This is a genomic window from Cyanobium sp. WKJ7-Wakatipu (assembly GCF_024345355.1).
GTDB classification, from domain to species: Bacteria; Cyanobacteriota; Cyanobacteriia; order PCC-6307; family Cyanobiaceae; genus Cyanobium_A; species Cyanobium_A usitatum.
In genome coordinates, this window is sequence record NZ_JAGQAY010000026.1 from 1 (window position 1) to 22,384 (window position 22,384).

General features: G+C 60.6%; 18 protein-coding genes and 1 pseudogene. 5 read left to right on the top strand and 14 right to left on the bottom strand.

Going from position 1 to position 22,384, the window contains the following annotated elements:
* Positions 1–388: 388 nt before the first annotated feature.
* Positions 389–1,045 carry a hypothetical protein gene (locus KBY83_RS12190; RefSeq protein ID WP_255019753.1) on the top strand — a complete coding sequence of 219 codons (657 nt, stop codon included), beginning with the start codon at positions 389–391 and terminating at the stop codon, positions 1,043–1,045.
* A 121-nt stretch (positions 1,046–1,166) separates the two neighbouring features.
* Here KBY83_RS12190 and KBY83_RS12195 read toward each other — a convergent pair whose 3' ends face one another.
* The 4 genes from KBY83_RS12195 to KBY83_RS12210 form a co-directional block, all read right to left on the bottom strand.
* Positions 1,167–1,391: a hypothetical protein gene (locus KBY83_RS12195; RefSeq protein ID WP_255019755.1), complete on the bottom strand. Its 225-nt coding sequence runs from the start codon at positions 1,389–1,391 to the stop codon at positions 1,167–1,169.
* Between the two features lie 90 nt (positions 1,392–1,481).
* Complete coding sequence (locus KBY83_RS12200; protein WP_255019756.1) at positions 1,482–2,621, bottom strand: ThiF family adenylyltransferase; 1,140 nt, start codon at positions 2,619–2,621, stop codon at positions 1,482–1,484.
* Positions 2,611–3,420 carry a Mov34/MPN/PAD-1 family protein gene (locus KBY83_RS12205; protein WP_255019758.1) on the bottom strand — a complete coding sequence of 270 codons (810 nt, stop codon included), beginning with the start codon at positions 3,418–3,420 and terminating at the stop codon, positions 2,611–2,613. Before KBY83_RS12205 ends, KBY83_RS12200 begins: the two co-directional genes overlap by 11 nt.
* A gap of 10 nt (positions 3,421–3,430) precedes the next feature.
* On the bottom strand, positions 3,431–4,108 hold the full coding sequence (locus KBY83_RS12210; RefSeq protein ID WP_255019759.1) for a hypothetical protein: 678 nt from the start codon (positions 4,106–4,108) through the stop codon (positions 3,431–3,433).
* 162 nt (positions 4,109–4,270) lie between these two features.
* Between KBY83_RS12210 and KBY83_RS12215 the strand changes: the two genes are divergently transcribed.
* Both KBY83_RS12215 and KBY83_RS12220 read left to right on the top strand, forming a co-directional pair.
* On the top strand, positions 4,271–4,444 hold the full coding sequence (locus KBY83_RS12215; protein WP_255019760.1) for a hypothetical protein: 174 nt from the start codon (positions 4,271–4,273) through the stop codon (positions 4,442–4,444).
* A 3-nt stretch (positions 4,445–4,447) separates the two neighbouring features.
* Positions 4,448–5,320 (top strand): M48 family metalloprotease, encoded by an 873-nt coding sequence (locus tag KBY83_RS12220; RefSeq protein ID WP_255019761.1) that lies wholly within the window; start codon positions 4,448–4,450, stop codon positions 5,318–5,320.
* On the opposite strand, the pseudogene KBY83_RS12225 reads toward KBY83_RS12220, so the two are convergent.
* The 3 genes and pseudogenes from KBY83_RS12225 to KBY83_RS12235 form a co-directional block, all read right to left on the bottom strand.
* A pseudogene (locus tag KBY83_RS12225) lies at positions 5,314–6,744 on the bottom strand (HIRAN domain-containing protein); the annotation flags it as partial. The gene KBY83_RS12220 and the pseudogene KBY83_RS12225 sit on opposite strands and share 7 nt — an antisense overlap.
* Before the next feature lie 255 nt (positions 6,745–6,999).
* Positions 7,000–9,720: an AAA family ATPase gene (locus tag KBY83_RS12230; RefSeq protein ID WP_255019765.1), complete on the bottom strand. Its 2,721-nt coding sequence runs from the start codon at positions 9,718–9,720 to the stop codon at positions 7,000–7,002.
* 54 nt (positions 9,721–9,774) lie between these two features.
* Entirely contained in the window at positions 9,775–10,959 is a 1,185-nt protein-coding gene (locus tag KBY83_RS12235; protein WP_255019766.1) for a DNA repair exonuclease, read from the bottom strand.
* Positions 10,960–11,114: 155 nt separating this feature from the next.
* On the opposite strand from KBY83_RS12235, the gene KBY83_RS12240 reads away from it, so the two are divergent.
* Both KBY83_RS12240 and KBY83_RS12245 read left to right on the top strand, forming a co-directional pair.
* On the top strand, positions 11,115–12,155 hold the full coding sequence (locus KBY83_RS12240) for a hypothetical protein (protein WP_255019768.1): 1,041 nt from the start codon (positions 11,115–11,117) through the stop codon (positions 12,153–12,155).
* A gap of 83 nt (positions 12,156–12,238) precedes the next feature.
* Positions 12,239–13,174: a hypothetical protein gene (locus KBY83_RS12245; RefSeq protein ID WP_255019769.1), complete on the top strand. Its 936-nt coding sequence runs from the start codon at positions 12,239–12,241 to the stop codon at positions 13,172–13,174.
* A 97-nt stretch (positions 13,175–13,271) separates the two neighbouring features.
* Here the strand turns inward: KBY83_RS12245 and KBY83_RS12250 are convergent, their stop codons facing one another.
* The 7 genes from KBY83_RS12250 to KBY83_RS12280 all read right to left on the bottom strand — a co-directional run bounded on the left by KBY83_RS12250 (position 13,272) and on the right by KBY83_RS12280 (position 22,335).
* Positions 13,272–13,436 carry a hypothetical protein gene (locus tag KBY83_RS12250; protein WP_255019770.1) on the bottom strand — a complete coding sequence of 55 codons (165 nt, stop codon included), beginning with the start codon at positions 13,434–13,436 and terminating at the stop codon, positions 13,272–13,274.
* The gene (gene ligA / locus KBY83_RS12255; protein ID WP_255019771.1) at positions 13,433–15,502 is read right to left on the bottom strand and encodes an NAD-dependent DNA ligase LigA; all 2,070 of its coding nucleotides are present in this window, start codon (positions 15,500–15,502) and stop codon (positions 13,433–13,435) included. Before ligA ends, KBY83_RS12250 begins: the two co-directional genes overlap by 4 nt.
* Positions 15,503–15,533: 31 nt before the next feature.
* Positions 15,534–16,040, bottom strand: a complete 507-nt coding sequence (locus KBY83_RS12260; protein WP_255019772.1) for a CinA family protein — start codon at positions 16,038–16,040, stop codon at positions 15,534–15,536.
* A 3-nt stretch (positions 16,041–16,043) separates the two neighbouring features.
* Complete coding sequence (locus KBY83_RS12265; protein WP_255019774.1) at positions 16,044–16,994, bottom strand: toll/interleukin-1 receptor domain-containing protein; 951 nt, start codon at positions 16,992–16,994, stop codon at positions 16,044–16,046.
* A gap of 8 nt (positions 16,995–17,002) precedes the next feature.
* The gene (locus KBY83_RS12270) at positions 17,003–17,893 is read right to left on the bottom strand and encodes a hypothetical protein (protein ID WP_255019776.1); all 891 of its coding nucleotides are present in this window, start codon (positions 17,891–17,893) and stop codon (positions 17,003–17,005) included.
* 152 nt (positions 17,894–18,045) lie between these two features.
* Entirely contained in the window at positions 18,046–18,777 is a 732-nt protein-coding gene (locus tag KBY83_RS12275; RefSeq protein ID WP_255019777.1) for a hypothetical protein, read from the bottom strand.
* 3 nt (positions 18,778–18,780) lie between these two features.
* Positions 18,781–22,335 carry a TM0106 family RecB-like putative nuclease gene (locus KBY83_RS12280; RefSeq protein ID WP_255019778.1) on the bottom strand — a complete coding sequence of 1,185 codons (3,555 nt, stop codon included), beginning with the start codon at positions 22,333–22,335 and terminating at the stop codon, positions 18,781–18,783.
* Between the last annotated feature and the right edge of the window lie 49 nt (positions 22,336–22,384).

Here is a 22,384-nt window from a genome sequence, read left to right on the forward strand (position 1 = left end):
ATCTCCAACGATCAACTAACGCCCTGACTATTGCCTAAGCAGTATCCAGTACGAATCAATTTGCCGACAATATTGCATTGCTTGAGCACTTATGATCTGCTGCGACGATGCCGAAAGGCATTTTTTTTATGGTGATCAGAGGCTGGCAAATCTCGTAAATTTCGAGGTACCCATAAGGCTTTTTCTTCGTTGTTCGCACGACGGCGAAGTCCGTCCCCGCCTAACGCAGCTACCTTCAGTGCAGGAGTTCGCTCCGTTCATCCCGAGCACCGGCGCTAATCCTCCAGGGGATTGCCGGTCACCAACCTGCCGTCCGTTCCTGCTGGGCAAGGTGGTCAATCCTGGAACCCCGAGGGGTTGATGAGCAGGAACGCCACCCCGATTCGTCATGTCCTCTGGTGTTCGCCGCAGCAGCCACCTCTCGCGTCATCTCGCCGCCCTGCGGCAGCAGCGTGACCTCAAGCCTGGCCAGCTGGCTGCTCGTCTTGGCGCCAGCAACCTCTCCAAGGTGGGCAGCCTGATCCGTGCCTTCGAGCTCGGAGAGCCGATCAGCGATCACTGGCTCGAGAAGCTGATCGCTGAGCTGCAGCCCGATCCAGAGGAGCTGCGTCGCTGCCTCGAGCTGGATCAGGCCGAGGCCCTGGAGCAGCTCGAGCGTGAGCGCATTGCCTGGGAGGAATGGGCGGATGAACCGATCGATCCCTACCTCTCGATCCGCTATTCCCCGGGAGCAGGCCTCGTAAAGAAGGTGCCATCTGCTTTCTGTTCTCCCCGTGAGACAGAAAAACGCGAGTGGGCCAGGCATCGGGCGGAAGACTGGGCTGCCGATCAGCTCAAGCGCTGCCGGCACAAGGGGATCTTGACCTGGAGCCGCCGCGAGCGCACCTGGTTTGATCAGTACGGGCTCAATCCACGCCGAGGCACAGTCACCTTCGAGGGCCGTTGCACCGGCGCCTGGATGCAAGTGCGCGGCAGCCAGCAGAGGTTTCTGCTCGGCAGCGGCGACGAAGTGATCACACGCAGCCATGGGCTGGATCAACCCTGAAGCTCAGCAGCAGCTGTCGCCAACGGCCGGTTCTCTGCACAAACCCCTAACCAAGGCATGACAAGCCTGCCAACACAGCGCTCTGCAAGGGGAGTCTCCCGATCGCCGCGTTGGCGCAGATTCAGCCAAGCAGCTTGCGCAGCTGGGAGATCGACCAGAGCACCAGGCTGAGCAGCAACCACTCGCGGAAGGCCACCACAAACCAGACCAGAGCAACCATCAGGCCCACCACCAGCACCAGGGTCACCAGCCCTATGACGATGGTGGCCAGATCCACTCCGTTGACACCGGACTCCAACGCAGCGCTTGCCGTGGCCTGGGGGATCGGTCGCCTGCTCGGGCGCATCAACTTGCGGCTTCAAGCAGGGCGGGGGCGGCTGGGTCGGGCCGGTGCACGGATGAATTCCCCTTTCTCGTTGAACGGCACGGCGACTCCTCAGACGCTCCAGCGGCAGGTAGGACAGTCCTGCCCGTAGCCCACCTGAATCGAGCTGGTCACCTGCAGCGGGTGGGAGAAGATGCCGGCTGCCTCGCCGCCCAGGCGATCATCGTTGCTGTTGCACACCAGGGTGTACTGAGTGAGCTTGCCCAGCAGCCGCGGCACATGGCGCGGGTTGTGGCGGTTGAGTAGGTCGATCGCCAGCTTCAGGCCCACCTGCACCACGTAGGCGATATCGATGGCGAGGCCGGGTTGAAAGTCGAGCTGCTGCAGCTCCCTGTCATTGCTGTAGAAGCGGCGCTTCTGTTCAGGGCGCCGGGAAAGTGATCCGAGCAGCCCCTCAAACGCACAGCCGTAACAGGGCATCGGTGCATCGGGATGCCAATAGAACAGCTCACCCGCGAAGGCCCGCTCCCACAGGCCGATCGAGAGAAAAGCCAGTTGCAACTGGGCTGCCAGCTGGGCGCCATAGCGATCGGCCCGGCGGCTGTCGGCAGCCGCCAACAGCAGGGATGGAAGCCGTTGGCCTTGTGCGTTCTGGGCCGATGCGAATGCCGCCACCACAGCCGGATCCAACCGCTCCAGGGTGGTGGTGTGTACCTGCACCTCGGCACGGGGGTTGATCAGCCGGATCCGCTCCGCCACCGCACGGACCTTGCTGCGGCCCAGATCAGCCAGGCCGCATTGGTGGCGGCAGAGGTTCTCGATCGAGAGGAGGTCGTCATCGATCAGCAGAAAGCGCCCCACACCGCTGCGGGCTAGATCCAGGGCCGCCAGGCTGCCCACCGAACCGCAACCACAGACGATCACGCCGCATTGCGCCATCGCGGCGGTCTCCAGCAGGCCGGCATGGCGTGAGAACAGATCGTTCTCAAGCCCATAGGGCCTAGCGATGCACGGCTGCCCGGCGGCGGTGAACTGCCAGCCCTGCTCGGTGTGGATCGCCTGCAGGAGCGGGATCCCTGAACAAGCGCTCAGGTTCCGGCAGCCCGGTAGACCGGCGGGATCGGTTCCCAGCACCACATAGTGACCCGTCTCCGCCTGGAAGTAGCCGTGCAGATCCGGGTTGGCTGCCGCCGTTGGTAGATCAACCGGAAACCAGACGATGGCCGGGCTTGCGGAGCGCTTACTGGTCATGGGTCCCGCGCTCCAGCACGCATGTCGTGATCAAACCAGTGGCATTGGCCTGCACCTCCCAGAGCTGCCGCCGTGGTCCTGCGCGCTCCACCAGGGCCACTTGCAGCACAGCCCCGCAGGCCCGCAGGCCATAGCGCCATCGCTGCAGTTGATCGAGTTGCGCCAGCACCCCATCCAAGCGAGCGGTCAGGGGGCCACGTAGAGCCAGGGCCCTACGTTGTCGCCACGCAAACAGCTCCTGCAGCTCGCAGGCCAGGGCCGATGCACCCAACCGCTCTGGATCCAGATCTGAGGCATCGAGCTGCTGGCGCAGCTCGCCATCGAGCAGAGCATCGCCGATCCACACCGGCAGCCGTTGGTAACGGAGATCCGCTGGAACGTGATAAGCCGTGAGGCGGAAGCGGGGATCAAGATTCACCAGGCACGAGAGGGCTCCGTGGCTGCCCTGCCTGGCAAAGCGCCGGTTGGTGCTGTCGTCATCGGCCGAAAACCGATCGAAGCTGCCGGGGTGGCGATGCCAAAGGCCGGCAAGCTGCAGGGGCTGGCGGTACTGGCGCGCCAGCTTGGCGGCCAGATGATTTACGTAGCCCTGGTCGTAACTGAAGCTGGTGGCGGTGCTCTCGGCAGCGGGGCCAGGGTCGATCGCCTCCAGCACCTGCCAGCGCTTCTGGTGGTAACGCCCCAGCAGGATGCCGCCCGTTTCGTTGGGGTGGTGTTCCAGGGTTTCGGCGCAGATGGCTGCGTGGGCCCGGCGGGAGAACAAAACTTCCACGGGAACCTCAATGGCGGTTGTGGTCATGGCAGTGCCCTCAGATCCGGTGGCCGGCGAACTGGGCCGTGCTCAGCTCGCCGAGCATCCAGAGCTCAAAGGCAGCGATCCATTTGGCTGCCCAGGCCAGGGTGCTGGCGGCGGTGCTGGAGTGATCGCGGCCATGGCGGAACGATTCGGCTGCCACCGTGCAGAGGCTCAGCTCACCGCTGGGTTCATGGAGCAGGGTGTGGGGGATCGACTCCTCGAGTTGCTCGGCGAGGGCATTGAGGTCGGGCTCGATCGGGAAGACGCTGATCGAGCCGCCATAGCCATTCCCATGGGGATGGTCATGGTCGTAGACGAGCTGCAGGTGCCAGATCCGCTGGCTGCCGGGGATACAGCTAACCAGTGACCCCAGCCAGGACAGGCGCCCATCGGGCAGGCGATCGGGCCGGAACTGGGGGAAGAAGTGGTTCATCGCCGCCCGTTCGGCCTGAAACAGTTCCGGGTCGCGCTCGTACCAGTAGAGCGACGAGGGTGCAGCCAGCTTGCCCTCGGGCACGGTGATCGCCACCTCGCTCTCGCCGCGCTCACTGAGGGAGCGGATTTCTCCCTGCTGGGTGACCATCACGCTCTCCCCCCGCAGCAATTGGGCGGCGAGCTGTTTACGCCGGTCGGCGGCGGCGTCCTTGATGGCGACGTTTTCGGTGGCAGCGTTTTCGGTGGCGGTAGTCATGGCGTGCTGATCGGGTTGACAAAAGCCTCGCCTTACTCGCTGCGACCTAGCCGCTCTCTCCTGCGAAGCACGACCTTGGCCCCACACCGCTGGTGATTCGCACAACGTCGCTAACAGTGATCGCTAGGCCGTGTGATGGTGAACTCATCCGCTCAGAAAGTCATGACCCGCGTTGATATCCAGTGGCAGGACCAGTTCGGTCGCTGGCAGCGCTTCCAGGAGAAGCACAACCAGGCCGATGCCTTCCGCACCGCCCAGGCGCGAGCTCGCAGCACCGGCAAACGCCATCGCTTGGTGGATGCCAACGGCCAGCTCCTCGATCTTGTGGAGCCCTGAGCGATGAGCCCTGCCTTCCGCACTCGCAGCAGCGTCCTGGCACTCGCGGCCCTCGCCCTCGCCGCCGCCGGCGCTGCTGGCGCCTGGGCCTGGTCGCGGCGGATGCCAGCTGAATACCAGAGCCTTGAGGCCATCGTCGATCGCCTCGCCAGCGGCAACGCCCTCGGCAAGCAGCCGCTCAACTTTGCGGTCACCTCCGGGATCTACAGCGCCCAGCTGGCGGTTCAACGCGGGCTCTGCAAAGAGGATCGCTGCGACATGTTTGTCACGCTCAATCCCTTTCGCACCTATGCCAATGGCTGGGATGAGCTGATCCGTCAGAGCTATGCGGTGGGCGATATCGAGGGCTCGTCGACTTCCAGCGGAACAGTCCTGATTTCACGGCCATCGTTTCGTGTCTATGGCCCACGGGTTGGCTGGCTGGGCTGCACGGTTGCCCATGAGATCGCCCATGTGCAGAGGTATCACATCTTTGAGCGTAGCTATTACAACAATCACGCCATTAAGGGCCTCCCCAAGGAGAAAAAAGATCTAAAGACCATGGCCAAATCAAGGCAGCAGGAACTGGAAGCGGATCGCGATGCCGCCGACATGATGGCGCGTGCCGGTTACAAGGGCCGCATCTGCGTTGATGAACTGATCTTCATCTACAAATCAACCGGTGATGGCAGTGCAACGGAGAAGGATTCCACCCACCCTGGCTTCGATGAACGCGTAGCTGCTCTCAAGGCCCACTATGGGCGCCGAGAGAAGGAGCAGTCTGCAGCCAAGGCGAAAGGAAAGACGGCGGCGTATCTGATCCGGCAGCCGACGCCAGGCTCCTTCCGCTACTCGTCCAGCGATAACCTGCTCACGTTTGTGCCTCGGGCTCAGTGATTGGGGTTGAAAAGGTGCTTGCCGCAATGGCCGATCACCACCTGGTTGAGCTCTTCATCCCAGCAGAAGTGAACCCTCAGGGTGTGATTTTCGGAATCCTTGGCGCCGATCTTGAGGTGCTGCCACATCTCGACCGTTTTGCCCTGATAGGAGAAGGTGCGGGCGCGCTTGGCTTGAGGGTTGGTCTCGATGGTCTGGGATTCCCTAGCTGCATAGCTGCTGCTCCCGAAGACTTGACCTGCAATCCGGTCTGGCGCACCTGCCAGCTTTTGCTCGCGGTAACTGGTGGCCAGTAGCCAGAGCAGCTCAAATAGCTGGCCGCCATATTCAAAGCCCCTGGCCTCGTCGGCGGAGCTCCAGGCGCTATCGAGCACCAATAGATGGCCAGGGCAGAGTTCCTCTCTCACCAATTCCAGGCATTGGCGTGGCTTAAGGCGAGCACTGCTGGCAACTCCACGCAGGCTATTGAGCAGGCGGTTGGTGATCTCCTGCTCGCACACCTCCCCATCCGTGCTGCTCCACGGGGTATAGCTCAACTCGGTGGCTGCCCCTGGGGGGCCTGCCTGCTCCAAGTACTCGAGTTCGAGCCTGAGGGCGTCCAGCTCGTTGGTGCTCTGCTCCAGCTGATCATCTAGGGCCTTGTTTTCGGCGAGGGCCAGCTGCAGCTCCTGCTCTTTGAGGTCGAGCTGCTGACTGATCTCACTCTCAACAGATTGGGCCAGTTCGATGGCTTGCTCACCTTGTTCCTGGGCTTTCTCGGCTCGCTGTTCCCAGGCCCTCTTGTTGAAATCAAACTCGCGTCTGAGACGGCGCTCCTCTGCCCGACTGGTCTCCAGTCGGGTGTTGATGTCCTCCTGCTTCTCCTCAAGCTCCTTGAGGCGATCCTGCCGCTTGCGGACGCGGGTGGTTTCACTTGGCACGCCAAACAGCGCGCGGATCAGCTGCTCCACTTGCTCCAGATCGTCTGGAGCTTTGCCACTGCTATCGGTGAGGCTGAGATACCAGGGGTAGTGGCGTCCGTCTTGGGCGGGGTAGTAGCTGTAGCCGCACTTGCTGACCTCGTAGCTACCCGCCAGCAGCTCCTGCAACTCGCGGAAGGCCGTTTCGGTGCAACTGATCACCAACCGCAGCTTGTCGGCACCGCTGGTGCGATCAAAATCCCAGGCGAATGTGCTCGATACGCCCAGCTCCCGTAGGCGGCGGCTGGCCTTGGGGATGGGGATGGAGATCTGCAGCCGGAAGGCATCGCGGCGGGAGGTGGTGGTGAGCCCGGTCACCACCGCCTCTAGGCCTGTGCCCACCTCAGGGACTTCAGCAGCGATCAAAGCCGCCATGTCCTTGGGGATATAGCCGATCCACTCTTGTTTCCAAAACGCCTTGACGGCGTTGGGATCCCATTTGTTGGTGGGCTCATGCAGCAGGGTGAGCGGGTCGCCGAAAAGATGCCCATGGCCATCTTTTCGGCCGCATGGTCGAGCTTGTAGGCCAGAAAGGTCTGAAGAATCTCGCCGCTGCTCTGTTGCGAGCGTTTGCGTCGTGCCGCCTGGCGCTCGGAACTACCCGACTGATCCAGGTGCTGCAGGCGCCGCAAGAGGCTGTCCTTCGGTGCCATAGCACAGGCGATTTTCCGTTCAGCTTACGTAGCCACCAAGCCGCTTGTTTGCAGAAAATTCCATCGGTTAAAGGCCGAGACTGGTATGGCTTGCCCCCTCAATCCCCCTACTTCTCTCTGGATCACAGGTGAGCAGAATCACCTGCAATCCCTGGTCAGCGGCCTGCTGCAGCATGCGAAACACTCCCGCCTGCCGCTCTGGATCGGAGTTGGCAAAGGCGTCGTCAAACAGCACGGGCAAGGTGCCGTCGTAGGCCTCGGCCAGCACTTCCGCCATGGTGACCCGCAGGGCAGCGGCGAACTGTTCGCGGGCGCCGGTGCTGAGCACGTCAAAGCCAAAGGCCGCTTCGTTGCCGAGGCGCCACTGCAGTTCCTGAAAGCCGCTCCTGGCGTCATAGCTGAGGCTGGTCTGAGGGGTCTCGGGGAACACCTGGGCGAGATAACGGCCGATCCGCTCAGTGAGCGGTGCGGTGTATTGCGTGGCCATCGCGTTCTGTTCCTCCTCCAATAGGCGACGCAGCAGCGTGAGCATCCCCGCCTCCTTCTCCAGCCGTTCCTGCTCCTCCAGGCGTGACTCCAGCTCGGCCTGCTTCTGCTCAAGCTCAGCTTGGAGATCAACCTGCCCATCGCCATGCAGACGGCTTTCGGCACGGATGCGTGCCTCTGTCGCTTCGCGCTCCTGGCTCTCAAGCGTGCTGATCTCTTTATCAAGCTCTGCAGCCCTGTCCTTGAGGCTTTCAGCGCCCAGCTCCGCCAGCTCGCTCTCCAGCCCCTCCAGCTTGCTCTGGAGCTCCCTGCAGCGTTCGCGGGCCTGAGCGAGTGCGACCGTCAGAGCCTCAAGAGAGCCGTGTCGCTCCTGTAGGGCATGGATGCGGGTGCTCGCTTCCAATGACTGATTTTCACGCTCACGCAGACCAGCTTCCGCCGTTGCAATCAGCTTGGTCTGGGCATCCAGGTCAGCACTGGATTGCTTCACCAGCGCCTGTTGCTGTTGTTCCGTCTTGGTGGCCCCATCGCGTTGTTGGCGAGCCTCGCTGAGCTGCTGCTCCAAGGCACGCAGACGGCTCTCAAGGGCTTCCCCTTGCAGAGCTGCATCGGCGGCGTCGAGCGCAACCTGAGCATCCGCTCCCTGAATCAACGCATTCAGCCGGAGGCGCAGGGCTTCGGGGTCCGCTCCGCCGTGTTGTTCGATCAGGCGCTGCTGCTCCGCCAGCAGATCACTGCGCCGCCGCTCGGCCGTGGCAGCTTCGTCCACCGTCGTCAGCTGCCAACGCTGGAGTTCAGCCTGGAACTTGCCCTCCGCTTCTGCGAGCACGGTTGCTGCTTCCGCAGCACTGGAGCCATCGCCAGGGGTGAGCCGCAGCTCCACATCGTCACCCACCTGCACCGTCGCCGGCTCCGACAAGAGCTGGCGCACTCCTGCAGCAAGCTCGACCCCATCCACCCGCACAGGGCGTCCAGCACGGATCACCTCAATGCCCGCTGAGAGTGCTTCCGCTCGAACCCGGGCATCACGTCTTGCCGTTTCAAGCCGGCGCAGCGTCTCCACATCCGCTGCCTGCAGCGCGGGCAGCCGGGCGATATCGGCCTGAAGTTCATCGCAGCGGACCTGGTTGGCGGCCAGCGCTGCCAGTTGCTGCTCCAGCCGCTGTTGTTCCTGCAGTTGGCCCAGGCCTTTCTGCAGGGTTTCGATCGCCGTGGCCTCGCGGATGGCCTTGGCCACAGCCTGTTCCTGGGCTTCCAGCTGCTCCTGGGCATGCGCACGGGCAGCCACCAGATCAGGCAGTTGTTGCTTGAGCGACCCAAGTCTCTCCTGATCCGGGGCCTTGGCGGCCTCCAGGGTGGTTACTTGCTTTTGCAGCTCCTCCAGCTGCGTGCGGTCCTTTTCGAGGTCGTCGCGTTCCTTCTGGGCCCCCTGCCACTGGGGTTTCTCCGCGGCGATCGCCGCCTCCAGCTCCTGGCTGCGTTTCAGCTTCTGGTCCAGTTCCCCGCGCTGCACCTTGAGAGGCGGCAGCGCCTGGCACACGCGCTGCAGCTGGGCAACCGCCTCCTGAAAGGCCTGCTCTGCTGCCGCTTGTTGGTCGATCTGATCACTGATGGCCTCCAGATCGTCCTGAGCCTCAATGGCCGCCTTGCGCGCGTCATGCAGAGGGGAGCCCGTCTTCACCTGAGGGGCGCGGTTGGCACCGCCTGGGGTGTAGACCGTGGCCCATCGAGTTTGGATGTCATCCAGCACGGCCAGATCCAGCTGCGACTGCACTCCCAGATCCGCGCCGGCCTGGAGCCGTTCCACCAAGCGATCGTGGTCGTAGCTGGCAGCATTGAGACCAAGCGGATTGCTACTTGCCGATCCCTGCCACACCCAAAGATGGCCCCAGCGCTCCTTGAGCTGATCGCCTGCACCACGGTTGCGGGCTACGGCAGCGGTGCCGATCAGTTCAGCCAGCCGCTCCTCAGCGTCTTCCCCCTGCAGGCTGCGGCCAGCGCTGTCACGCAGGCTGGCACTTCCGCGCGTGCCGGCGAAGCGTTTGCGCAGCTCCCAACGTTCACCGGCGGCCTCAAAGCTGATCTCCACCTCCGGTTCAGCCACAAACGGATCCGACTGCATGCTCTTGAGCAGTTCACCGCCGGTTTTCACTGGGAGGAATAGGGCCCGGTGCAGGGCCTCAGCCAGGGTGCTCTTGCCGGATTGATTGGGCCCGGCGATCACCGTGAAGCGTGGATCGAAGCTGATGGGCAGGTCGCGATGGCGGCGGTAATCACGAACGCGAGCAGAGAGGAGGCGCATAGCAGAGAGCTGGGGGGTCGTGGATTCAGGAGAGGCGGTGGTAGTTGGGTTCCGTTAGTTGCTGACACAGGCGCGGTGCAGTTCCCGCAGGGCCATCCGGGCCAGCTCGCCTTCCTCTTCTCCCAGCTCCAGCTGCTGCTGTAGCCGCTGGGCAACACGGGCTACCAAAGGATCACCCGCCCGCTCGGTAAGGAGGCGCAGTTCAACGGCATCGGGAGCCACGCTGGTGCGATCGCGCAGCTTCAGGCGCAGCAGCCGGGCCTCAAAGCGCTGGAGTAGATCCTGCAGGCGCGCCGCAGCGGCAAGGCTGAGGCTGCCGTCCAGCTCCAGAAGCAGTAGATCCTCCTGGCTGCGGGGGCCAATCAGATCGCGGAGGATCTGCTCAAGACGATCCAGGTCAGCGTCGCTGTTGAAGCGGTGCTGGAGCTGATGCCAGCCAATCGCACCGGTGCGGATGTCGAACACCTCAGGCTGCAGACCGCGGTTTGCGTCGACCACCAGCACTTGGCCGGAGCGGTAGTCAGCCGCCCTTGGGAAGCGATCCATCTCATGGCAGCCGGAGTACCAGGCTCTGCCACTTACCTGCTTGAGGCCATGCCAGTCGCCCAGAGCGACATAGTCGATCTCACCGGTTGGCAGCGCCGAGAGGTCGATGCGGTTGGTGGGCACCGGTGGGTTCTCGTCGTCCGTGTCGCCGCTGTCCTCCCCCCCGAAGCCATGCACCGATCCATGGGCCAGAACAATCCTGGGTTGGTCGCTCCAGGGGGAGAAGTCGAGCTGGCGCAGCCAGGCAGTGGGATCCACTGGCTCGGCTTTGCGCAGCAGTGGGCAGGGCAACACCACGCCCCCGGGTAGGCCGATGCTGGTGAGATCAAAAGGTTGGCGCTCCAGCAGCACTGTGAGGTTGGGAGCCAGCTGCTGCACCTCCTTGAGGAAGTAGGACTCGTTCCAGCAGCTGCCGGCCCCGCCGTGGTCATGGTTGCCAGGAATAACCAGCACAGGCAGCCTTACCCCACCGATGGCGCTGCAGGCGGCAGAGACGTCTGCCTTGGTGGGCTGGTGGGTATCGAACAAATCTCCGGCAACGGCAATGAAGGCGGCACCCTGCTGCTGCGCCACCACACCAAGCCGCCCGATGGCACTGAGCCGCTCACGCCGCAACTGGGCGCGCTTGTCAGGATCAGCCACACGGGCATAGGGCTTGCCTAGTTGCCAGTCGGCGGTGTGGAGGAAGCGCATGGAGGCGGTGAACTGCTAAGACCACTGTCACATCTGAGTCAGACTTTGACGAGACCGCTAGTGCGAATGACGGCGAACCGATAAAGGAGGGATTGCATAGTTGCACCAGCCCGCAAACTCCCTAGAGTAATTCTCAAGACAATAGGAGTTTTCTTGTGAAAACACTGGCAATTAATCGCGACTTGATCTTAAATCGCGCAAGCGATGATGATCTTGGGGCTCTTGACCTTCTATATCTAAGTGATCCAAATCTATCAATTTTGTCGCCCTTGGCCAAAGCTGGCTATTTTAAGGCAAAAATGGGGCAGATCCCGGCAGAAGTAGCTAACGAGGCCCTGCAAACTATTTTCGCCATAGCAGGAGAAGATGGCGAAGCCCTCAGAGGAGGTGAAAGCATTGTTGTCTTTGTTGAAGAGATTGTTCAGCATTGTATTGAAAGAAGAATTGGGGAGGAACGAATAATTCAGATTGGTTTTGAGTCAGAGGGGTCGATCTCTGAATTTCTCGGAAACTCGGACGCCTGGCTTTCGCTTGACGAGTTAGCAGAAGTAAGCCTCAATAAGAAAAGCCCTCGTCTTTCAGATGTTCTACTCGAGTCGCTGAACAGAAAAGTGGCCCACAGAAAGCCTGAATGCTACCCATGCGACACCGACTTTATTGGGGTTGTGACGTATAGCATTAAAACAATCGGGAACGTTGAAGTACAGGGCTTCAGTGCGGTCGACTATTACAATGAATTTGAAATTGGACATGAAAGAATCGAGCTGGAAGGGATCGAAGACGGTAGATTTCGTTGGATAGACTTGCTGACCAAAAAACAAAAGGCCGATCTTGGGTTAGGATTAGCAGGGGACAAAGATGACCCATCGGCGTGGATAGACCGACAGCAAATGCTCGATAGCTACCAGGATGGCCTTGTCAAGGAATGTAAAATTAATTGCTTCGTATTAACGCTTGGATCGGGAGCACTATGGAGCCCCGATGGCATTGAGAATGATGAGTGGATTAATAATCTTAAAGAGAGTAGCGCGAATAAACCCTTTCATGAACAGCAGGCCCCAATCCTCACTTACACTTATCGAAGTCACAGCAGTCAGTATGACGAAGATCCAGGGACAGCCTTAGACCTTATTGTAGCGATATTAGAGACAGTGCAGGGTAAATTATCTAATAGTAAGAGCACACTAACTAAGTAGCAACAGAAATTCAACATCTTGACTACATAATGGGCTGAAGGCTAGACTGGCTAGGAGCCAATTATCATCAACAGAGTTCTGTCGTGAAAAAAGAAAATCGACTTCAACAGCTTGTCATAGCAGATCCCACAGCGGCCGCAAAGGATCCTATCTGGCAGCTACTGCATCTTGAAGACAAGCACTTTCTCAGAAAACAGCCCGGGCCTCTTAAGCTTCATCTGCTAGGTCTTCTCTCCGAGGAAGACCAAGAGACGTTGGAGGAACGGCTTTCAGGGAAAGAAGTTCCAATTGATATTTTTGAGATCGAATCCTGTGACTACGACGATACAGATTGCTTCCTCGAAACGGAGTTCGCAATCCAAGGGTTTAGCATAAAAGTATTTTGCTATGATACTTGCGCTGAAATGAAGGACGTTGACGAATGCGACGAGCACCTTCCGTTGGCAGACTCGATCATTGCTTTTCTTGAAAATAAGGATCAAGATTTGCAAGAGTTTGCGGAGACTTGCGGGATTGAATATGAGCCTAATATGAGCCCTGATGATGGATACCCCATGAGGCCAGGAGGGGTCAGCATTGAAAGTGATACCGGCTTCTGGGAATTTGAAGAATGCTCGTTTCCAGATGACACAGCATTGATCAAGCAATTGACTCAAGAGGCTGATTTTTATGTCCTCGAGGAGGACCTTGCAACTAGTAATGATCTACGGCCGCTATTCAGTTCTGGTCCGTCCTGGGATGACGATCTGGGCACCGAGGGCAGCGTTAGCATGAGCTGGCACTGTGAGTCGTATATCCCAATTGCGGGAAATAAAAACCATAAATGCAAATATAAAAAAATTTCAATAGATCAAGACCTAAAATTCTCGGGCAATTCAACGCATGACGACTATACCCTAAGGTATAGATACGAAAAGGTGGGTGACCTTGAGGATGTGCTAAGTCATGCTTTGTCTAAGGTCAAAACTTCTGATCTCATCGAAGACCTTCTTCTGAGGGTGCTGGGCCTTGACTCTTAGCAAGTCTTGTAACCTCGTCCCAGGGAAAGGCGTTATCTTCGAGCCCCCCAGCAACTACCACCCAAAGAGTAGGCAGCTCGGGTCTGGAAGCTGGGTTCTATTTCTGCAGAATCTCGTAGATCTCTTCCACACTGAGATATTCAAGCCTCTCAGATCGCAATGCGCCGTTGGGCAGCGCCAGTGAGTCATATTCCGCCACCATGCCATTGACAGAGGTTTCCTCTTGGCGGGCGGTGAACTTGCGGGGTCTGGTGGGGCTCATGACTGGGGTGCTCCTTCGACCCCAGAAGCAAGAAGTTTCAGCAGCGCCGCCTCATCGAGGATGGCTACACCCAGCTGCTCAGCCTTCGTGAGCTTGCTGCCAGCATCCTCGCCGGCCACTAAGTAGCTGGTTTTCTTGCTCACCGAACCGCTCACCTTGCCGCCGGCAGCTTCGATTAGCTCCTGAGCCTGGTTGCGCTTCAGAGTTGGGAGGGTGCCGGTCAACACAAACGTCTTGCCCTCCAAGGGTTTGGGGCTGTCTCCATCGCCAGACGCATCGCCAGCGATGGCTTCCGGTGCCTCCAGGTAAAAGCCAAGGGTCTGCAACTCCTGCAGTAGTCCCTGGTTTGTTGAATTGCCGAACCATTCAGCCAGGGCTTCGGCGATCTCAGCCCCAATGCCATAGGTGGCCAGCAGGACCTCAGGATCGTGAAGGGCGGCCTCTGCCAGCGCTGCCGCCGATGGGAACGCCGCTGCTAGGGCCTTGGCATTGACCGGCCCGATGTTGCGGATTCCCAGCGCAAATAGCAAGCGATGCCAGGGTTGCTGCCGCGATTGCTCAAGGGCCGCCATCAGCTTTTCTGCTGAGCGCTCGCCCATCCCCTCCAGCGACGCCAGCGTTGCCGCATCAAGGCGATAGAGGTCGCTGAGGGTGTTCACCAGCCCGCGCTCCACCAGCAGCGCGATCGTGCGGGTGCCCAGGCCATCCACATCCATGGCTGCACGGCTCACCCACTGACGCATGGCGCCTTTCAGCTGGGCCGGGCAGGAGTTGTTGATGCAACGAGTGGCAGCTTCCTCTGGAGCCCGCACCAGCTCAGATCCGCAGGCGGGGCAGTGATCAGGTAGCTGTACAGCTGGCGCTCCCGCAGGCCGCAACTCGGTGACTACTCGAACTACCTCGGGGATGATTTCGCCGGCCTTACGCACCACAATCGTGTCGCCCTCGCGCAGATCGAGTTCGGTGATGCGGTCTGCGTTGTGGAGCGTGGCCCGCCCCACGGTGGTGCCAGCCAGCGGCACAGGCTCGAATTCCGCTACGGGGGTGACGATTCCGGTGCGGCCGACCTGAGCTACAACTCTCAGCAACCGGCTGGGAGCCTCTTCTGGGGCGTATTTGAAGGCGATCGCCCAGCGCGGCGCCTTGGCATTGAAGCCCGCTTGGTCTTGCAGCTCCAGGGAATCCAACTTCGCCACCACGCCATCGGTGGCATAAAGGAGTCCATGGCGCTGCTGCTCCCACTCCGCTGTAAAGGCCTGCACCGCAGGGAGATCTGCACAAAGCCTGGCGTTGGGGTTTACCCGGAACCCTGCTTGCTGCAACCACTCCAGGCAGCCCCACTGATGGGTCTGAGCTACTGGGTAATCATCCGGCAGGTGCAGCGTGTAGCCAAAAAAGTCGAGACGGCGGGCAGCCACGACCTTGGGGTCGAGTTGGCGCAAGGTCCCGGCGCAGGCATTGCGGGGGTTGGCAAATAGCGGCTCCTCATTGGCCTGCCGCTCTTGATTGATTTGGGCAAAGGTGTCGTCAGGAATAAATGCTTCTCCGCGCACCTCCACCCAGGCAGGCGGATCCTCCATCTGTAGACGCAGCGGAATCGACTGAATCGTGCGCACGTTGGTGGTGATCTCCTCGCCCCGGCTGCCATCACCGCGGGTGGCGGCCCGCACCAGCAAGCCGTTCTCGTAGGTGAGCGCTAGGGCGTTGCCGTCAATCTTGAGCTCGCACACCATTGGCAGATCGGTGCCTTCTTCTAGGTCGAGCTCCCGCAGCAGGCGGCGATGCCAGCGCTCGATCTCTTCGTCGCTAAAGGCATTGTCGAGGCTGAGCATCGAGATGCGGTGCTCCACTGATGAGAAGCCATCGCTTGGGGCGCCGCCCAACCTTTGACTGGGGCTGTCAGGTGTGATTTGCTCGGGGTATTGCTCCTCCAGCTCCAGCAGTTCGCGGTAGAGGCGGTCATAAACCGCATCTTCCATTAGTGGTGCATCAAGCACGTAGTAGGCGTGGGCTGCATTGTTGAGCAGCTTGCTCAACTCGAGCAGGCGCTGGTCGTTATTGCTCACCGGGAGGATCTCAGTCGCATGTCAATAGATATCACCCTAATCCGTAGCGGGTTTCCATGTAGACGCATAAATTGCGTAAGGCGGTTTTTGCATAAAACTCCTGGCAGGCCACTCTATCACCCGCTTCCCCTTTAATCAAGCCAGAAGACCTAGTTTCGCCATCCCAGATGGCGTAGTAGGCGTAAGGTTCAAGCACTGATGAGTCTGGACCCGAAATGGGCTCGGCGTAGCCGGTAGTGGCTACGCCGATCTGCACTTCGTAGAGCTCAGTGATGCCTCTCGCCATCTCTGAGGTCACGCGCTGTGAAACGCAGTTCACGGACGCGGCATGGCTGTGATCTACCTTCAGCAGCCTGGTTTTTTCATGAATGCTGTAGGTGGTTGCCCCACCACGAAAGAATGTTGAGGCGCCTGGCGTAGCTGCTAGCAGACTCTGCAGGTGCCCAACGCTCACACTCTCGGCCACTGCGAGCAATAGCTGCTCACGATCACAGATCTGCTTGATCAAGCTTGCATCTTCAAGGGCAGTTATTGTCATCACTCAGGCCTGAATGATCTCATCGAAGTGTTTGGCAAAGAGCGTTGGGATCTTCTTTGGATCCTGGTAGACAAAGCGGTTTGCACTGCCATAGGCCTCCACAGCTCCTCGCAGCATGTAGGGCAGATCCTCATCGCTGCGGACGAAGTAAGTGGAGGGGATGTGGCTGATCAAGGCATAACCGGCTTCCAGCAGGCAGCTGCTCACCACCTGCTTAGGATAAATCATCAGAAACCTGCGGCTCTTGGTAAGTGCCTCCAAGTCGGTTTTGGCCGCGATGTGTTCCGGATCCATGGAACGGCTGTTGCCAATGCGCAGAATCGCTGAATAGGCGGAATGCCCTGCCTCACGGATAATGGCATCTATTTTCTTGATGCCATCAAGCATCTGCTTATATTCCTTGATGTCTTCGATGCTACTCATCGGGCAGGAGATGAACACGTCGTACATCCGCGGGATGCCTATCTTCCTCACGGCTGTCAAGTAAGTCGTGATCAGAGCAGGTAGGTCGACATCACTTGTGTAAGAGAGCTGCCCTGTCAGCCGGAGCGACTCCAGCAGATCGTGAATGTCCTCGAATTCGGTTCCAGACTTGGCCTGACGTTGGCCGAGAGGGCTGGGCACCTCCTCCTGGCGAATGCCATACATGAGGGGCACAACGGGAATACCCATTCCGCGTGAAAGACCCAGCCCACTCACCGCTCCGGCTTCCCATATCAGCCAAGGATTGGAGCGGGAAAGGGGGGTGAGCAGGGCAATGGTGAGATCGCTATCGCGGATTTGGTGGTGAATCCACTCCAGCCAGCTCTGGCCGGCTGCGATTCCACCCGCTGCCACGCTGGCGGTGGAGTACTTAATCTCCACCTCATCGCTGAAGGCTGCCGTGATCAGCTCGCGCAGGGCGTCTACGAGCTCCTTGTCGATGCTGGAGTGGCTGACGAAAACCTTGAACATGACTACCTCTATGGAGTGATCTTATGGCTGCGCACTTTACAAGCCGCGTTCTGGATGCTCGCTAGCCCGTCGCGGCAGAGTTTGTCTAGAGCCTGCTGCGGAGCAAAGGGAGAGCGGGCTACTGCGAGTCTCTCCTCCCGACTCCAGCTCCAAGCCGCAGCCATCAGCACATCGTGATTGGCGGAAGCCCCCTGAATCATCTGCTGACGCAGATGATCTGGCTTTTGGCGCCAAGTTGGGAAAAGGCGGGCATGGAGTAACAGCCGTAGGGATTCCGCGATCGTTTCGTGGGCCTCCAGCAGATCCAGAATCGCATCGAGCACGGCACGCTTGCGTTGATCCACTGCCGTCATCACGCGGCCCATCTCCATCAGCTGCCAGGCTTCTCCTTGCAAAAAGGCTGGATTTCTATAGACATAACCCGTTGCTTTCTTTGCGCCCCAGCCGCTCCAGCTCAGCAGATCTCTTAGTACAGGTATTGGCGTCATGGGATTGCGCGCCAGGGGATAGATAATTTCATTGCTCGTCGACTTTGATAGTTCTTCCAGCAAATCCAGCGGCGTATGCAGGCATCCGGCCACTTGGCTTTTGGGAGTGCTGTTGCGATGCTTAGCGAGCCGCCTGTAAACATCATCTGGGTAGAGGGTGTTCCACTCAACACGTATGCCTTTGTCCACCAACCTGGTTTTTGGCAACTTCAGCAATATTTCTGCGATCGGATCGGCATCCAGGAAGCAGGCATCTTCATACGAACTTGACTGGGACTTAGCCACATAGAGAAGCTGCTCATCATCAAAGATGTAAACCGGCAACAATGCATTCAGCACGGATTTGGCAAGGTCGCGATCAAGCCCTGCTGCGATCCAGGCCTGCAACCCCCCACGCTCGAGCTGCCGCATCGATATATCGGGATTATTGGCCTGCCCTCGCAACTCCTGAACCAGGGCGCTGTAGGCCGTATTAAGCCTCTGCCGGGCATCTGGTTCGCATGGATCAATGGTGCCGATCTTCTGGCGCCAGGTTGCACAGAACTGCTGCGTCGAGATGGCCATCAGCAGTAACCCTGGATTTTCAGATCACCGACATTGGTGATCACACCGCAACCCTCCTGCTGCCAGGCCTCCAGATATTCAGTGTGCATGCCCAGCTCCAAGGCCATTGCCTCTAGAAATGAGTCGCTGTAACGGAAGTCAATGGCGCAATCTGCGAATTCATCAAGAGCGATCACCAGCTCCGCAGGACTCACATCGGTGAGCCCCATCGCCGCAATGATTTCAGCCCAGGCGTATTCATCACCTGAATCCATGCTGCCCTGCTCGCGGCCGTCAATTGGATCTCCTTTACCGGTGCTCCACCAGAGATTGCCCTGATCGCGCAAACGTGACACCAGCGCTGGTGTGGCCAGGGGGCCAGCCAACAACGCGTGATCGCTGCGAAATCGCACGTCCAGCTCCAGACTTTCCTCTTTCAGACCCTGGTTCAGCACCAATCTGAGGGGCTCCACGACAACTTTGGCCTCTGGATTCCAGCGGAAGAGCTGCTCAGGCAGGCCGTTAAGCATTGGCTCATCGAGCTCGGCGTGGAGCAGTTGACTCACGGCGGCTCCCCAGTGCTGATGGCGATAGAGCAGCCCTGCAGCCTCTAGCTGGATGACCAGGGCGTCCACCGATTCGGTGCCCAGAAACGCTGCTACGGCACCACAGCCTCCAGCAGGAAGCGCCAGCACCACCGGGCGGTAATGGGCAAACAGCCCGAGGCTTTGGTTTGTAGGGGCTGTCCTCATGGCTCAGAGATCTGTGTTCTGCAGGTCCATCAGCCGGCATAGCCGGCTGAGTTGGTGCACCTCATTAATGCTGCGGCTGATGCCACTGGCCAAGGCCGGTGAACCCACCACGATCGAGAGGCACTGGGCCCGGCTGATCGCCACATTGAGGCGGCTGGGGTCGAGCACGAAGGAGAGGCCCCGTGGTGCTGCATCGCCGTCGCTGGCGGTGAGCGAGCAGATCGCCACCGCGGCTTCCTGACCCTGGAAGCGATCGACGCTGCCCACCTGGAAGCCGCTGCCAAGACGCCTCCGCAGCCGGTTCACCTGCAGGTTGTAGGGCGCCGTGATCAAGATGTCGTCGCTACTGATCACGCCCTCCAGCAGCTGCCGCTCGCCATTGATCACGGCAGTGCGCTGGTAGCGGCAGCCGATCAGCTCCTGAACCAGCACGGCGATCCGCTCCACCTCCTCCTCAGAGCGGCTGCCGTTGCCGTGGTGCTCCACTGGCTCAAACAGCAGGCCCTGCTGCCGCCTCGACCAGAGCACGCGGTTGGCGCAGTTGTAGGCGGCGCTCTGCAGCTTGTTCTCGTAAAACAGCTCCGACACCACAGCGGTGAGCGGCGGCGGCATACGCCAACTGGTTGACAGGAACACACCGCGAGCGGGCGGTACGACAGCGTGCCCTTCCATCATGTAGTCGATGGCGCTCAGGCCGCTGTCGTCGGGATGGTGGGCGCGGTTGGGCTGGGAGAGCTGCTGCTGATCACCCACCAGCAGGATGTTGCGGGCCACCCGCCCCATGTAGAGCAGGTTGCTGAGCGACACCTGCCCCGCCTCATCCACCACCAGCAGGTCAAAGCTGGTGTCGTCATAGGCCTCCTTGACGAAGGTGAACACGGTGCCGCCCAGCACCTCCGGTTCACCGGGGTCCTTCAGCACCTCGGCCCTGGTGCCACTCAGTGCGGCGAGGTCGGCCTTTTCACTGGTGGTATTGCTCGCCTTCACCACCCGTGCCTTGCTGCCTGAGGCCTCTAGCTGGATCGCCACACGCCGCAGCAGGTTGGTGATGGCGGCATTGGAGTTCGAGCTCACCGCCACCCGCTGACCCTTGATCACCAGCCGGGCAATCAGATCGGCGGTCACGGTGGTCTTGCCGGTGCCAGGCGGTCCCTGCAGGGAGAGTGCCACCCCGTCGGCATCGCCCAGCAGCTCCCCTAAGAGTTCGGCGGAGCGCTGGGGTTCATCACTGATCACGGCATTGAGCTCCGGCAGCTGCGGCACTGAACGCCGCTCCAACAGATGTAGTACCGGTGGTGGCAGAGGCTGCTTGTCGTCTACCCAGCGGCGGGCGATGCGTTCGAGATGGCTGCGGCAGCGGCTGATCACATTGGCCGGCAGGGCGATCAGATCGGCCCGGGCCGGCAGCCCGCTAGCCCAACCCACCGCTTTGATCTGGTCCAGGTTTGTTTCGCTGACGCGGACCTTCACCAGCGCTGGGTCGGTGGCATCGAAATAGCCGGTCACCTCCAGGGGGCGCTCGCCCTTCATCAGCACCTGGCCCGCTGCGAGGCGGCCGTCGGTGGTGATCACCAATTCCTGCAGCACAAAGCTGTCGCTGCCCTTCAGGCCAACCCCGAGCTTAAGCGGCTGGGCGGGGTCGAAGCGGTAGTGATATTCCTGCATCTTGCGGGGAAGCGATTGGGGCTGGCTGTGCAGCCAGGCGGCAGCGATTACCTCGCCATCGGCTTCCCGTTCATCCGGCGGTAGCTGCAGCCGGTTGAAGAACTCCCACCACTCCACCTTCGCTTCCCGTTCGGGGAAGTCGATCAGCTGGGCCAGCAGCTTCTGCAGGCGGCGGCTGATGCCCCAGGGGCCGATCGCCTCCGGCTCAGCTTCGGTGCTCTCAAGCTCATCGAGCAGCTGGCGGGCCGCCGCCTCCAGGTCGCGCACAAACAGTGCTTCGGCGGGCGGTTCTGCCGGATCGGTTGAGGTCCAGCTGGACAGCGTGTAGTGCTCCGGCTGCTTCAGGAGCTTGCAAAGAAACCCGTGCAGGCCCTCGGTGACTTCGCAGTCACGGCGGTTGTAGTCCTCGAGGTCCTGCAGCAGGGGGCTACCACCTGCGGTGCGCCCCGGTGCATGCGGCTCGCCGGATTTACGCCACTGGGCATAGAGCACCACCGAATCGGCGGCACTCTCAATTACCTCCTGGCGGGGCGGGCTGTAGAGCCGCTCCACCTTCTTGATCGAATAGCTCGGGGCGCCGATCAGCAGGCCGTTGCGCACGATTGGGTAGAGGTCCACCAGCAGCTGCTCGCGGCGCCACTCATCGATGCGGGCTTGGTGAATCTGGTGGCGGCTGGCCAGGTTGCTGAGGGCCGTTTTCTCGTAGCTGGCGTAGTGGTAGACGTGCAGACCGGGGTGGCGTACGCGGCGCTCCTCAACCCAGTTGATGAAGTCGGAAAACGCCTGCTTCTCCTGAGCCCTGTCATGGGCCCACCAGGGCTGGAAGGCCACCTCGCCGTTGATATCGCGGTAGCAGGCCCCAAAGAGATATTCGAGCTGCTCGCCGTTGATCGGGTTGGGGTAGCCCTCCATGTCGAACCACACATCGCCGGGATCGGGCCTGGGCAGCAGGCTCAGCCCACGCGCCTGCTGCTCGACCGGGCGTACCTCGAACCGGGGCGGTTCACCGGGGCAGGCTTCGCTTTGCAGCTGGATGGCGGCCTGCTCCCGTAGGCGCAGAAGGGTGGCTTCGTCGAGATCGGGAACCTTCTGATCGGCTGGCCATTTCGCCAGCTCATCGATGGTGGCAATGCCCCCAGCCCGCAGCTTGCTGCGCTGGCTCTGGCGCATGCCGGCCACCAGCACCAGATCGCGTTGCTGCTGCAGCTGCTGCTCAATCCAGCCATCCCAGCGGCCATGGTCGCCGGGGGCGTGCTCCGGGCACTGCTGCTGATCGAAGCCGGCGATGAACTGCCGGTAGCGGCGCCGCAGGTGCTGATACCAGCTCCAGAAACGCTCGCTGGGGTAAGTGTCCTGGCCGGCACCCCCACCGAGATGGAGCCGGAACTGCTCGGGCCGGTGGCCCAGGATCGGCTCCAGCAACTCGCAGTAGGCACAGGCCTGCACCAGGTAGATCGGCTTCGGGTGGCTGGAGAGCTTGCACTCGATCGGGATGTAGCTCCAGTCGCCCAGATCTGAGGGCCGATCGATCCGCTCCAGCAGATCAACCCAGCCGCGCAGTTCGTCGTTGTGGAGTGCGGCCTGGTGGATGTACTGGCGACCCTGCCGCATGGCAGCCGTTGTGGCGTCGTAGTCGTGCTGCACCGGCGGGCCGCCCTTGTTGAAGGGGATCTGCCGGTAAACGTCCTGGTGGGCCTGGTCAAGTGCATCCAGCAGCACTCCCTCGTGCTCGTGGCCCTGCTCCTGCAGCAGCTCATCGAGGCTGGAGCCCTCAGGGCGGCTGTCGTGAAAAAGTTTCCTGGCATCCAGCTCCTCCCACCAGGCCCCGATCACAGGGCTGCGACTGAACAGCGCCAGCTGGGTGGGAGTGATCAGGCGATGCGCGTTCTGCATGGATCGCATGGGAGTGGCTGCCTGCTGAGCTGATCCAGTCATCATGCAA